This is a genomic window from Bradyrhizobium sp. BRP56 (assembly GCF_020194035.1).
GTDB classification, from domain to species: Bacteria; Pseudomonadota; Alphaproteobacteria; order Rhizobiales; family Xanthobacteraceae; genus Bradyrhizobium; species Bradyrhizobium australafricanum.
On the sequence record NZ_JADYVV010000004.1, the window covers coordinates 113,233 to 127,102 of the forward strand.

Below are 13,870 nucleotides of genomic sequence, written 5' to 3' on the forward strand. Positions count from 1 at the left end.
ACGTACACGCGCCCTGGCCCGGCTTGCGGGCAGGAATAAAGCGAGTGAACAAGCTTTTCTCGGGACGAGCAGCTGTTGCGGCGAGGATATTCGGGAGGACACGCGGGAGCCAGGGCATCTTCCAGTCGGTGGCTTCAGCGAACATTACTGCATATCGACGCAGATATGAACCGCGCTTTCACCGGGCGGCCCGTACCAAAGTTCATCGTCCTTCGCCATTGTCTCAAAATCCCGGAAAGCGAGCCCCAACGGAGCGAGACCCGGTTAGTTCCTGCGTGCTCGAGGGTTGTAGCCAGCGACTCGCCGGGCCCGGTAGCAAGTGGACGTTGCGGGACAGATCTTAGCAAAGATATCGACGTGGTCCGGGCTATCGGAGCGGTCGCGACCATACTTGAGGACGCGAGCAAGGCAACCGATCCGGGTGGGCATGACGACGTTCTCTCCCCTTGATGGCATCCATGCCGCTCTTGAGCGTATCGCCGACAGTGCCGGCGGCCTGCGCCGCCCGCTTGCCAAGATCGTCGGCCAGGCCGGCAGCGGCATCTTGCGCATCGCTGGCCATGTCGCTGGCCTGACTCTGAGCCAAATTCAGCCGATCTCTCATGTCGCTGCTCGGCGCGTCCACTCGGTCGGCGGGCTGATCCAGCGTCTCTCCCGCCTTCTCCATCACCGGTGCGGCAGCTGCTGCGGCCCGCTCGCGCACCGTCTTCGAGGTCAGGGCAAGGCCAGCCCCGATCATCAGGAGTGGTAGTGGAAAATCGCGCGCCAGGCGCATCAGCGGGATTGCGACCGCAGTGCCCGCAGCGACCGCCTGCATCGGATTGTCCATGGCTTGTTGCTTCAGCGCCTCAATCCAACTCTGGGTCTTGTTGCTGATGTAATCGGAGACTTCCGACTTGATGTGTTGGGGCGAGACCTTGTGACGGAGGTCGTCAGCGGTATCCGATATCCGCTCCCTCAACCTATCGACCGTCGCCGCGAACTCGGCACGGCTTCGCTCGCACTCCCCCCTCAGCTCCTCCACTGATCGCGTCATGGAATTACCCTCTTGGATTTTTGTTCGGTTCTTTCGGGACGAACTCACGCTTTGTTGAATCGTTCCTCAGGACCAGAAGAGGGACAGGCTCAGAGCACCTCACTTCGGTTTAGGCTCAGCAGTCCGCGCGCCGGCCGAAGCGCTTGAAGCAAGCGACAGGAACGCGCCGACAAGCCGGTTCGTTGCTTTCCATGGACCGGCTCCTGCTTCGCTTCATGTCCGTCACGCCCAGATACCCCCTGTGGGTGCGGTACCTCTTGAGCCTCGGGCTTGTCGGGTTGGCATTTGTCGCCAAGCTTCTGCTGGACGATCAGTTGAGACCCGATCCGCTGATGCTGTTCATCCCGGCCATTTTCCTGGCCTCAGTCATCTTCGATCGCGGCTCAGGCTTTCTCGCCACCGGCGCGAGCGCGGCACTGGCGGCGCGATACTTTATCCCTCCGCCTCCGAGCGCCGCTATCGCGCCGCTCCTGATCTTTCTCGCAAGCGGGCTATGTCTTGCAGGGGTAACGGAAGCCCTGCGCACGGCACTCCAGAAGCACTCGGAGGCAAAGGCCTACGCGGACGTTCTCATGATGGAGTTGTCGCACCGGACCAGGAACGACCTCGCGACGATCATGTCGATCCTCCGTCTGCAGGCGCGATCGGACCCTAGTCCCGCCGTGCAGGCAGCGATCACCTCCGCGCTGGCGCGGATTGAGGTTGTCGCGAAGGTTCATGATCGCCTGCGCGACACGCCGGTCAACAGCTCGGTCGACCTCCCCGCTTATCTTGAGGCGTTGTGCGGGAGCCTTTCGGATGTGCACCGGGGAGTGCGCCCGATCGCGATACGGGTGTCCTGCGACGAAATCGCCGTCAAGAGCTCGCAGGCCGCATCCGTCGGTTTGATCGTCAACGAGCTGGTGACAAACGCGTTCAAGTACGCGTTTCCGGAGGGGCGCCCGGGCGTCGTGGAAGTCGACGTCCGGAAGAGAAACGAAAAGGTCGTGATCACGGTGAGGGACGATGGAATCGGATGCCCCACCGAGGCGAAGAGCGGTTTGGGAACCCGCCTGATCAATCTGATGGTGGCCCAGATGCAGGGAGGCATGACCAGGGCGCCGATGGCGCAAGGCTGCGAGGTGGAAGTCGTGGTCGTCATTGAAAGCTGATCACGAACGCCTACCCGAAGTTGGGGAATTCAATCGCTGATGCATCCGACTCTCAACATGCGAGAAGCCGCCTTGGCTTCGAGCTTCTGCACATAGTCCGCAAGGCTGAATTGGCGCTTGAAATTGCGGGTTGAAATGCTGCGATGGAGGAACTGGCGCTCGCCTTTTTCAGGCTTACTGCCCTCGATGGTGACTGATCGGCGTGATCGAGATGTTCTCAGGCGCGAAGCCCGCCACGGCCAGCGAAATCTGGTAACGGTCGTCATCCGCTCGATGTTGTGTAGAACCAACGCAGGCCGCTTGACGGCCTCTTCTTTTGGCCTCAAGCAGCTTGATGAGCCGTGTGCCGGTCCTCACGAATGGGTGTGAAACTGTATTGTGGGTGCCGATGAAGCTGCCTATCGTTTGACGAAGTATATCTCACCGGCGAAGGCCTCTTGGTGAAGACGAAGACTGGGTTAGCGACATTGCCATCGAAATGCAGATCGAGGACGGCTTGATCTGGGTCTATGGCGTCGGCGAAGATGGCGTTCAGGCGTTCACCGACTTTGGTATCGAAAACCTGGAGTTCGTCGGGTTACAAGGAAAAGCCCAAGCTGCTCACGGGCTCGCAACGGGAATGATCCACGAGCCTGCGGCGTAACCAGCAAGGGGATTACCCGCCGAGGCCGAGTCGACGTTAAGCCAAAGGATCGCCTTATTGGATGAGAAGGCCGCCGACGGGGAACGACGAACGACATTGCAGCGAAGCTGAGAAAGCCTCACGCCACCTGGTCGATATGGTCGAGCCTGACCGTGTTCGCAGGATGAGCTGGCTCTCTGTGAGCGTATCCTAATTGGCGCACAAGAGGCGGGCCGAGCGAGGGAACCGAGCTTTTCCACTTTTCCCGTATTCTTACGGACGCGTTAACCATTCTTAGGTATGCGCGCGATTTGCATTTTGTGCCAAAGTGTATGCATCAGGATTTTGCCAACAACCTTCCTGGGGCTAGAGCAAGCGCCGCTCGCATGTATTTTAAGCGGGCGGCGTTGCGTTGAATCCTTACAAAAATTGGCTCCGCACTTGGGGTTAATCCGCCCTCTCCGCGGCGCGCTTCCTTATAAGGATCAATCGCCCGCTCACCGCTGCCTCAGTCCGCCCGAGCTTCTGAGCGATCTCGCGCTGCGTGAGGCCTGTTTCTCGAACCAATTGCAGTAGTCGCTGTTCGTCCGCTGCGGACCACGCGGGCATTGGAAACTCCCCAAAATTGTTCCGTCCTGAAATGTCGGAGAGGATCGCAGATATTGGCTCGCCTGTCTGTCCGGTTTTTCACCGGCCTCTAATGTGTCGCAGGGCGTTCCTTACCACAACGAGCACGAGTAGAGCGCTATCCGTATCCAGGCCCCGTGTCCTGGTTTGATTCTTGGCGTGTCCTAGTTCGGATTAGACGAACGGGATGTGCTCAGCCCATCATTTTCCATCGGTCGCCATCTGTTATCCTAGCTTGTTCCCGCCAGGTTCCCCATGAGATGATCCCCGCCTCTTGCGGGGAGGCCTTCCATGAAGGACATGCAGGCGCACTTGGAAAAACTTCGGATCGAGGCGGAAGAGTGTGAGCTAATCAGCAAGCTGGCGACCAGTCCGACTAAGAAAGAGCTATTCGCCAAGCTGGCAGCTCATCATCGGACACTGGCCGATGAGGTCGAGCGGACGATAAGAGCAACAAAGCCTTAGTTCCGTTAACAACATAGGATGCATCGGCGCATTGTACTGCGTCACGCCGTCGGCTGGGAGACCGAGCGCGCGCCCGCTGCCGAAGCAATAAGCGCGGCCATGGCCGACACCGATCGCGCTTCGCGCGTGCACCATGAGGCTTTCCAAGATTACGTAACAGGGCGCGTTTGTGAGCTGATCTCGCGGGCTGCGGAATTACTTAGAGTGTCAGCGCCGGACACCTTCATCGGCCGCAAGACGCGGGAGCCCTTCCTCCCAAGGAGGAGGAGCAACTCACCAATTGGAGCGCTCGTCCGCCCGCTGCTAAATGAGAGCATGGATGACTTATTGAAACCGGCCGATCAGTTGATGCTTGGAAGGCGCCGGTCTGTACAGCTCAAGCTGGCTAAATGATCTCGAAATACCGCCGGCGTTCAAAGTCTGTGACCCGATGTTGAACGGCCTCCCATTCCCAACGGCGGGAGCAAGAAAACGCTTCAACAAACCTTTCACCGAAGACATCATTGGCTGCCGGAGACTGTGCAAACCGATATGTTGCCTCTGCCAGGCTTTGAGGCAGCCTCCCAGATGGAAGGCAGGCCTCCGCACTTGCATCACCGACGATCGAAGCCGGGAGCGCCGCATTTGTCTCGATACCCAATATGCCGGAACCGATGGCACATGCGAGGGCAAGATATGGGTTCAGGTCTGCACCGGGCAGCCTGTATTCGAGACGATGTGCAGACGGGTCTCCCGGAATGACGCGTACCGCGCAGGAGCGGTTGTCGATTCCCCAGCTCGGATAGATTGGTGCCCAACAACCAGGTACCAATCTCTTGTAGCTATTGAAATTCGGCACAGCGAGCACACAGAAATCATTCATGTATTTCAATTGTCCGCCGATGAATTGCCTCATGAGCTTCGAGACGTTGCGAAACGCCTCACTATCGTAAAACACATTCTGACCATCTGCGGACATCGAGACGTGAATATGGCCGGACTGGCCCGGCCAATTCTCTGAAACCTTGGCCATGAATGTAGCCATCATGCCTCGCGTCTGCGCCCAGGCTTTTATCATCGACTTGAATATGATTGCTCGATCGGCCGCTTCCAGGGCATCACAATGACGAAGTGACGCTTCAATCACGCCTGGTCCCGTTTCAAAGTGCAGCCCGCTGAGAGGGATTCTGGACTTTTCACAAAGCGCCAGGATCTCACCGAACAGCTCCCTGTGCGCGACAGACCGCGCAATCGAGTAGCCGAATGGGCCCCGCGTCAAAGGAGCCCATTGGCCGAACGGCTTGTCTTGAATTATGTCGGCGTTCTCCTTGAACAGCATAAACTCAAACTCGAACCCGGCGCTGCAGCTGTATCCGCGGTCGGCAACCCTTTGTAGGACTTTACGCAGAATACCGCGCGGGCAGACGCTCTCATGTGCGCCCGCAAACTCAGCCAGATAGAGATATTGATCGCCGGCATAAGACACCGAACGGCCGGTGCCGGACAGAACGCGCAGATCGGCGTCCCCAAATACTGACTGCGGCTCTTGCGTGAAGCCCGCCGGAATGACGCGGTCCGAACAATCCCACGCGAGCACCGCTTCGGAGAACTTGATGACCTTATTCCCGACGGAAAGATCTTCACCCAGGACGTGTTTGCCTCGAAGGATGCCATCGAAGTCGCTCACACCGATCATCGCCGCAGCGGCTGAATTCGTGCAACTGTCGCAGATGCCGGTCATTGGTTCGCTTCCTGCGGCACCAAATCGAACACTTGGTCCATCCGCATCGCACGCAGTTGGCGATAATCTTCCTCAAGCTGTATCAGATCGTTGTTCACGAGATACACAATGCCTGGCGTCGACGCCAAGTCGATCGTCGGAACCAGGTTTTGCCCTATCGGAACGAACGCAATGGCATCCGCGAAGCTCGGCAGGTTGCCGATCGCATCGAGTCCGGGATAGCCGGCAACAACACCGCCCATGTCGGAAATCAGCGAGACGCACAGTGCATGAGCCTGCCGCTTGTAAACCCCGCGTCGCCTCATATACCCAGCAAAGCCTTTGGGATCTGCGTAACGCCACGCGGTGAGCGTCAAATGGTTATGGCCCAACGCCATCGTCCTGGCTTTTGCCGACATGGTTCCTTGCAGCCTCGCTCCGAAGTCGACCAGAACCGGCCCCCGATCATCGACGATGATCTCGGCATGAGCAGGTCCGTCGGTGATCCGAAGCGCCCGCAGCGCACGTTCAAGGTAGTCGGATAGTTCAAGAACGATTGGCTCCTTACCTCCCAATAACCGCTCGAGTGAGCAGACCGAAGACGCGCCCTCAATAGGAACAGTGTCATAGGTCCAGGCCTCCGTGACGAAGGTCTCGCCGTCGATCGAGACGGCATTTACGGTATATTGCTGGCCGTTGATTTTCTCCTGTCCAAGCGCCAATTGATTGAGCGTCCCGACACGGTTCGTCTTACCGACGATCGCGGTTACAGCGCGCTGAATATCGGCATCCGTCGAGCAAAAGAACACGTCCTCCGTGCCTGTGCTGTTCAGCGGCTTGATCACAAGCTCATCGAAGGTCTCTTGACGCTTCCATCTTGCGATCACTTCAGCATTGTCGGACACCACTTGTCTGATCGATCGCACGCCTGCTGAGGCCAACGCTTCAGACAGGCGCGATTTGTCCCGTCGGGCGGCCGAAAGGGCGGTGCCATTTGAAGGCAAGCCCAGCCGCTCCGAGATCGAATCGGCCAGCTCAACTCCTGTCTCGCACCCCGCTATGACGAACTCCAGCTCCCTGCCCTGGAGAGCCCGAAGATGATATTCAACGATCTCGTCGTACCCCATGCGCTCGGGCGGGCGAATGACTTCATCATACAGATTAGCATTGAAATGCGATTGAAAGATCGACGGAATCTGTGCAGCCGACATCACATGCACTGTTGAAATTCCATACCGCTTGAACTCTTCCGGCAAGAAGCGGCCGGTCGAATATGCGTCGACGATTACACAGTTTCGCTCGTTCATGCGGACCTCCGGTACTGCAAACAGACGTTGCCGACGGCAACAGCCGTGATGAGAACATTTCCAACGAACGTATGCGGCGAAGGCACGATACGAGAATCGAAGTATTGGAACAGAAACGTGATGACAGGAGCGGTGGACAGGACCATGTTGACCGTGAAGGGCTCGACACGGCGGATACCCTCCTGGAACAAGAGCAATGGAACGATGATCGTGGATAGCCCAATCGTCGCGATTGCAAGCCAATGCTGCGAGATCTCGAGCACGATGGAGGAATGGTCGACCAATCCCAGCAGCAAAAGGATCGTTCCGTAAAAACGATGCGCCAGCACCTGTCGACCCGAAAATCCGCGGTCGAATAGCAGCTTGACGAGTATATTTGTAAGAGCGAGCGATAGGCCGGCCACGATTGCCAAGCCGATGCCGAAGGACGATCGAGTTCCCCACTCCACGCCAGCGTTGCCGGTTGCCGAGATCCATATCATGTAACTTCCAACTGCCGCGATCGTCACGCTCACGACGATATCGGATGCTGGAGGGCCGCCCTGGCGCCTGATCAGCGCGTTTAACCACACCGTCGCGGCGGGTCCTAGCGCCACCATGAACGCGACGACGATCGCCGGTTCGGTGTATTTCAGGCCGATAAACAACCCGATCCAACTGATCGCGGTCACGACATTGAGCGACACAAACACCAGGAGCGTCGACTTCGCAACCCGTGCCGTTCCTCTCTCGTGACCTGCCAGCAGATTGAATGTCAGACAGACCGCGGCAAAGGACACGAGGAGAGCGACGAACGCATCCGCCCTCTGAAAATAAGATGCCGCATAAACTTCGCCTGCCGCGCTCAGGACGACATAGAGCGCCACAAAGAGAACTCCCAGAGCGAAGCGTCTTGTCAATCGCCCGCCCGTCCTCTGCGGGCGGGGCGGCGTGGCCCGCCCCCCGGACCACGCTTGTCCATCAGTTCCGGAAGACTCACCTTTCGACCTGGGCGGACCGCGCTTGGTTTGAAACGTCACAATCCGCCTCTAATGTTTCTTTGTTTGGCAGTACGCAACACACGCCTCTCCAAAAGCCGTGAACAGTCGCTGGCTCAGGAGATCAGTTGAGGCGTGCCATTCGGGGTGCCATTGCACACCGATTTGCAACGTCGGCGCGCCGATGACCGAAGCCGCTTCGACCAGTCCGTCAGGCGCCCATGCCTCGCGCCTCAGTGCGGCGGCAAGCAGCTCTATGCCTTGATTATGCAGGGAGTTCACTTGCGCTTCGATGGCGCGCACGATCGGAAAGAGCGCACCATCAGGAGATATCCTCACGCTGTGCGCGGCATCGTACTGACGGTCTCTTGGACGATCTGGTTTCTCGGCATGCATCAGGCCACTTCCCAGTCTCCACTCGGCAAGCGATGGATGGAGAGTGCCGCCGAAATAGACGTTGAGCTCCTGAAGCCCGCGGCAGATGCCCAAGATCGGCATTCCGAGCGCGATGGCGCTCCCAATCGCTACCGCAGAGAGCCGGTCCCGCGGGCGGTCACGGACTCCGCCATCAACGTCCTGTTGGTCAGCCGGCGGAAGTGATGCAGGCGCCTTCAGGACGGCAGGGTCAATATTCGATTCATCCCCTGTCAAAACCAGACCGTCGAGCGCGCCCATGATCGCCAGGCCGACCTCTAGCCTCGCATCTTCCGCGTCGATCGTCGGCAATATGACGCATGCCACGCCCGCATGGTGACGGAGGGCCTTGAGGTATTTTTGCCGTAGCCAGTCGCGATGCACACCATCAACCAAAAGACGGTTTGAGGTGACGCCGACCACGGCGCGAGCTTTGTCTGAGGGTTGCAATGTCACGCCACGTGCCCCTTCGCATGGGCATCGGCGAGCGATTGCTCATACAAGCGTCGATTTCGCTCCTTCAACTGAGTTATGACACTGGGTTGACCTTGCGGCCCCTTGACGAAGAGCCCTCCCCAGCTCGCGGCAACCTTTGCGTAACCCGGATCCTGCATCCGGATCTTCTGGGCCTTGTGCAACAGCCAGAATGGGATACCCGGCGAGAGGTGATGCTCGAGGTGATACTCGTCCAGGTTTTGTCCAAGGATCGCCCGCTCCAGGAAATTGCCTTTCCGATTCCTGGTTAGATAGACGTTCTTCGTTTCGCTCTCGCACATCGGCGAGTGCTCGGCGAGCTCGACAAACCAGCCAAGAACCTGAAACGTTGTGAGATAGGGGACGATCCAAAACAGGATCACGATGTGGAGCAGCCCAAGAGCGTATGATCCGGCCAGGATGCCGATCCAGAAGAGGTAAAAGCCATACTTGTCGACAACTATGCTTGACCGGCTCTGGTCCTCGGAATCTGTGATCGAAAACCGGTTGGTCCAGAGATACTTCAGGTAGGCCAGTGTCGCGCCACCAAATATCGGCTTCCAGATGATATTGAAGGCGTACCGCTCAGGAGGCTGGACGTCGTAAACACCATTGGCCATGAAGAACTTCAGGTCGGGATCCTTCTCCGGGTCGCCGAGATACGGATGATGCAGATAGACGTGCGAGATCCGGTAGGCCCAGTGGCGCTGGAACAGGGGATAGGCCGCGAACAGAATGCCGAGGACGTAGTTCCAGGTCGTGTTCTTCGCGAGCGTACGGTGAGCCGCATCATGAGCGATCGTCGTCAGGCCGCGCTGGTAGGCACCGATCAGAAGAACGGCGAGCGGGTACAGCCACCAGGAGACGCAGAGCGTCGCGAGCGTGCAAGCGGCAATTACAGCGTAATCCTTGGCGATGTAGATCGCTCCCATCACATTGTCCGGCCTCAGCTCGGACAATTGCTTATTGATCTCCCGGCTGAACTGAACAGCCTCATAACGAGACGACCTCAGTTTCCAAGCGTCTGCCTGATTCATGAGAACCTCCTCCTGATCGCCTTACAAGTTGTCAGATTGCGGAAAGCGCCCTGTCCAGATCGCGCACGATGTCGTCGACATCTTCGATGCCCACGCAAAGTCGGATCGAGCCGCCAAATATGCCGGCGGCTTCGCGCTTCTCCCGCGGAACAGTGGTGTGGGTGGTCGAAACAGGATGCGTTACGAGCGTACGGGCGTCCCCGACATTCGAGACGTGATACATCAGGTCGACATTCTGGATGAATTTCCGCCCGGCCTGCTCGTCCTCAACTTCGAACATGACCATCGCGCCGTGTCCGTATGCGGGATTGAGTGTCTGGTCGACAGTTTCCCGATCGGCTCCCTCGAACAGCCCCGGGTAGAAGACGCGGCGCACTTTTGGATGCTCCTTAAGAACGTCGGCCACGATCCTGGCGTTTGCGCAGTGCTGCTTCATGCGAAGGGGCAGCGTTTCAAGGCCTTGGATCAGCTGAAAGCTCGCAAAGGGGCCAATGGCCGCGCCAGTATCGCGCAACCAGGTCATGCGAGCCTTCAAGAGAACCTCGCTTTTTCCGAGATCGTCGACATCTTGCAGCGCGTTGCGCCAGATGATCCCGCCATGCGCCTCGTCAGGACTGTTGAACAAGGGAAAGCGAGAGGCGCCGCGGTAGCTGAACTTGCCGTTGTCAACGATCAGACCGCCCAGCGTTGTGCCATGGCCGCATATGTATTTCGTAGCGGAGTAGGTTGTAATCGCAACACCGAGATCTGACGGCCGACATACCAGCGGGGTCGTCGTATTATCCACCACCAAGGGAACGCCGTGCTTTCGGCCGATCTCAGCCAGCTGTTTGACCGGAAGCGGAATCAGGCAAGGATTTGAAATCACCTCTCCGAACAGGCAGATCGTGCGATCATCGATGGCACGTTCGAAGGTCTCGGGCCTTCGGGGGTCTGCCGTTCTGACGCTGATACCAAGACGCTTCAGCGTGTTATGGAGCAGATTCCACGTGTTGCCATAGAGATACGGTGAGGCGACGATATTGTCCCCCACCTCGCCGCTTGACAGGTTGACGATGGCAAGAAAGGTTGCCGCTTGACCTGATGCGACGGCGAGCGAGTCGCTTCCCATGTCGACCGCGGCATACCTTCTTTCCAGCGCGCGGGTCGTCGGGTTGATGATCCTCGTATAGGTGAATCCATCAGCCTTGACGTTATAGACGTCCGCAATGTGATTCAGATCGCCATCAAGTTCGTAAGCCGTGTTCTGATAGATCGGCACTGCGACAGCTTTCGTCACCGGATCGCGTCGGTAGCCGGCGTGCAGAACAGCAGTTTCGGCAGAGAACGGCAGCTGCGAGTCCTTTGCGAAGGACGATGACATCTCGACCCCACGCTCGCAGGCCTGGCGGGTTGACGGCGTCCCCATGGATGAAGCCGGGCCGGACCGAAAATATGTACGAAAGGCGCACCCCAACTGCTCGATCCAACTGGGCTGGATCTCGCCAATGCAGCCGACCCGAAAACTCCGCGTCGCAAGATGCAGCTTCGAGTAGATATAAAGATTGTGGGCCGCCAAGTGACGATATAGCCCATCGAAGCCTGCCTGATCCGCGATTCCGGACGGCGCGCTGAACGCGACGCAGACCGGAGACTGCAATTCGGCGGATAGCAGCGGAGACACTACCCCTTCGAGTTCTTGGACGAGATCGTCTCTGACCTTCTCATACCTGCGGCGCCTGGCATCAATGCCCTCCCCCTCCAGAATCTCCAAAGCCTTCGTTGTTGCCTGAACGATGTGGGTGGGTGGGGTCGATCGCCACTCTCCGGTACGCTCGAGCGAGAGCCATTGGTCTCTCACGTCGAGCACAAATGACCTTGGTTCTTGAACCGCTTTTTCCAGCAGCTCGCGAGACGCGATGACAAAAGCTACTCCTGGCGGCCCTTCGATGCACTTATTGCTCGATGTGACCAGGACATCCGGTCCACCACGGCTTAGGTCGATGTCAATCGCGCCAAAAGAGCTCATGCCGTCGACGATCGTCTTCACACCACGCCGCCTCGCCTCCTCTATGATCGCGTCAAGCGGATTGACGATTCCGGTTGTTGTCTCGCAATGCACAAGACATAGGTGAGTAACGCCGGGATTTCGGCTCAGCTGCTCGGCAACTTCCTGGGGGTCCAGGGGCTCGGTCGCTCGCTTGACAAGCTTCAGCGCTTCGACGCCCCACAGCCGCAGAATCTTGAAAATGCGCTCGCCATAGATGCCGTTTATGCAAACGAGCGGCTTGTCGTTCCTGGACACGAATGAAGAGAGCGCGGCTTCCATTGCAAAGGACCCGCCCCCCTGAATGGGGACCACCGAATAGTCCTTGGCACCTCCCAGCAGATTGAGCATCAGCCGCCTCATGCGGGCGGTCACTTCCTTGAACTCACCATCGCGCGATGCGAGGTCGAGCAGCATCTGGCTCCTGACCGCCAGCGACAGCGACAATGGACCAGGCGTCAGCAGAGAGCGTTGTCTAGTCACACCAATTCCCCTTAAACCGTATTCGTCGATGGATCTGAAGCGCGATGATGCGACCTCCCCCCCTTGGGCGCAGGCTTTCTCGATTCATCTGCTGCTGGGAGAAACACCATAGGCGCGGGCAAGCATCGCCAGCAGCCCACCACATCATGCATGCAAGGATTTGAGCGCCGTCGCATTGCTAGCTAGGCGTCGATCGGTTTACGCCAAACCCGTGCATTCAAGCGAACGTTGAGGTTCGGACGAACGTGCACATCGGGTCCATCGCGTGCGGATATCGATCCGCGCCTGACGGACATGATGCGTTCCGTTGCTGATGAGCCTGATCCTGCGTGAGCCTGAGACTTGGGACATTCGCATACTGTCACTCGTTGGAGAATTCGGGACGTTGACGACCTTTGCCGTCCATTTTCAGATCGTACAACTTGACGTTAGGTGCGTTTCAACCCTCTCCCGAACTCTTCTCGTGTGAATTTTTTCTGACGTGCACCTCCAAAAGGAGCGATAAGCCAACTCGAGCGGCTGAACGATGTGATTTGCGGCAAGCGAGCTCGGAGTTTTCATCATTTGACATCAGGATCGTCCCGGCAGTCGATCATCCCGGCGGGCGTGCCGTGGTTGATGGCTGATCCAGAGTGCCGCCGCCGGCGGTGCGCCGTCGTGGAGCTCGAATGCTCAATTCGATCGCGGAGCAGCTCAACGGTGTTTCGGCTCGACGAGCCTGGCAGCAGTCATGAGGCTCGACGGATAGCTCCCTCGAGCCATTCTGCTCGGTTGGCTCCTCTGCTAGATCTGCCAAATGTCGAGCGCACTCTCGATCCGGCGTCCGGCTCGAGGCCGGTGTCGCTCAAGCTCAAAACAGAGCGTCGAAAATGCCGGAAATCGAGCCAGCGATAGCCTCGCCCTTAGCGTCTACCCCCTCGCTGGGGCCGTTAGCGGCCTTGGGTCGAGTTTTTCCCCACGAGAACTGACGCCAGCAAGCTGCAGGCTCATTGAGGAGGTGAGCGGTCCGGCATGAATTGGGTGTGGGGGAGACCGGCGTCGCGAGCCTCTCCCGCGGCTTTCTCTTTGCCCCTGCCGGCCCGCCTCGTGCAGACATGTTCACAGCCAGCCCCGCAGACGGCCCTTTGAAGCTCTCGCGCGCACGTGAGGGATACGGCCCAAACTGAAGGCAGTGCGCCGGAGGGTAGGCCTAGCGCCCGAGCGTCGGGACAGGCTGCTCCTGCTTCCCAAGTCAATGTACTGGCAAACAATTGCGCCGGATGCGGCTAGACCCGTAGGAACGAGTTGCCCTTCTTCATCGTGCGCGAGAGATCGAAGCTGGATGTCCGAGACGCCGGCAGCTCGGTTACGAGAGCCCTCGGCATGACGCTAGTCGGACGCGCGGGAAACGGCGTCAAGCGAAACTTCAAGCTACTGGAAGTCGGACTTCCTCTCTGGCCTTTGTCCTGGCGTCATAGATTCTGACCTGGAGCATGGGACGGCGCTTCTTGAGCTCCTGGGCTCCTGCGAAGGCCCCATCCCTGGTCGCGAATTCGGTTTTCAATTGACCGTC

At 58.4% G+C, this 13,870-nt stretch carries 9 protein-coding genes and 1 pseudogene; 3 read left to right on the forward strand and 7 right to left on the reverse strand.

All coding sequences use genetic code 11. The features are described from left to right. Window positions 1-367: 367 nt before the first annotated feature. Entirely contained in the window at window positions 368-1,036 is a 669-nt protein-coding gene (locus I6F38_RS04980; RefSeq protein WP_225159278.1) for a hypothetical protein, read from the reverse strand. A gap of 191 nt (window positions 1,037-1,227) precedes the next feature. On the opposite strand from I6F38_RS04980, the gene I6F38_RS04985 reads away from it, so the two are divergent. The 3 genes and pseudogenes from I6F38_RS04985 to I6F38_RS04995 all read left to right on the forward strand — a co-directional run bounded on the left by I6F38_RS04985 (window position 1,228) and on the right by I6F38_RS04995 (window position 3,901). Continuing rightward, a complete protein-coding gene (locus I6F38_RS04985; RefSeq protein WP_225159279.1) occupies window positions 1,228-2,187 on the forward strand; it encodes a sensor histidine kinase in 960 nt (319 codons plus the stop codon). Between the two features lie 415 nt (window positions 2,188-2,602). Beyond that, a pseudogene (locus tag I6F38_RS04990) lies at window positions 2,603-2,810 on the forward strand (hypothetical protein). Window positions 2,811-3,727: 917 nt separating this feature from the next. Next, window positions 3,728-3,901 carry a hypothetical protein gene (locus I6F38_RS04995; protein WP_170991777.1) on the forward strand — a complete coding sequence of 58 codons (174 nt, stop codon included), beginning with the start codon at window positions 3,728-3,730 and terminating at the stop codon, window positions 3,899-3,901. Window positions 3,902-4,286: 385 nt separating this feature from the next. On the opposite strand, the gene I6F38_RS05000 is transcribed toward I6F38_RS04995, so the two are convergent. The 6 genes from I6F38_RS05000 to I6F38_RS05025 all read right to left on the reverse strand — a co-directional run bounded on the left by I6F38_RS05000 (window position 4,287) and on the right by I6F38_RS05025 (window position 12,252). Next, the gene (locus I6F38_RS05000; protein ID WP_225159280.1) at window positions 4,287-5,621 is read right to left on the reverse strand and encodes a glutamine synthetase; all 1,335 of its coding nucleotides are present in this window, start codon (window positions 5,619-5,621) and stop codon (window positions 4,287-4,289) included. Next, complete coding sequence (locus I6F38_RS05005) at window positions 5,618-6,907, reverse strand: ATP-grasp domain-containing protein (protein ID WP_225159281.1); 1,290 nt, start codon at window positions 6,905-6,907, stop codon at window positions 5,618-5,620. The genes I6F38_RS05000 and I6F38_RS05005 overlap by 4 nt, the downstream gene beginning before the upstream one ends. Then, complete coding sequence (locus I6F38_RS05010) at window positions 6,904-7,773, reverse strand: EamA family transporter (RefSeq protein ID WP_225159282.1); 870 nt, start codon at window positions 7,771-7,773, stop codon at window positions 6,904-6,906. The genes I6F38_RS05005 and I6F38_RS05010 overlap by 4 nt, the downstream gene beginning before the upstream one ends. 162 nt (window positions 7,774-7,935) lie before the next feature. Continuing rightward, on the reverse strand, window positions 7,936-8,754 hold the full coding sequence (locus I6F38_RS05015; protein WP_225159283.1) for a gamma-glutamyl-gamma-aminobutyrate hydrolase family protein: 819 nt from the start codon (window positions 8,752-8,754) through the stop codon (window positions 7,936-7,938). Next, the gene (gene rtxC / locus I6F38_RS05020) at window positions 8,751-9,809 is read right to left on the reverse strand and encodes a dhydrorhizobitoxine desaturase (protein ID WP_225159284.1); all 1,059 of its coding nucleotides are present in this window, start codon (window positions 9,807-9,809) and stop codon (window positions 8,751-8,753) included. Before rtxC ends, I6F38_RS05015 begins: the two co-directional genes overlap by 4 nt. A gap of 31 nt (window positions 9,810-9,840) precedes the next feature. Further along, on the reverse strand, window positions 9,841-12,252 hold the full coding sequence (locus I6F38_RS05025) for a 2-aminoethylphosphonate--pyruvate transaminase (RefSeq protein ID WP_249794056.1): 2,412 nt from the start codon (window positions 12,250-12,252) through the stop codon (window positions 9,841-9,843). Between the last annotated feature and the right edge of the window lie 1,618 nt (window positions 12,253-13,870).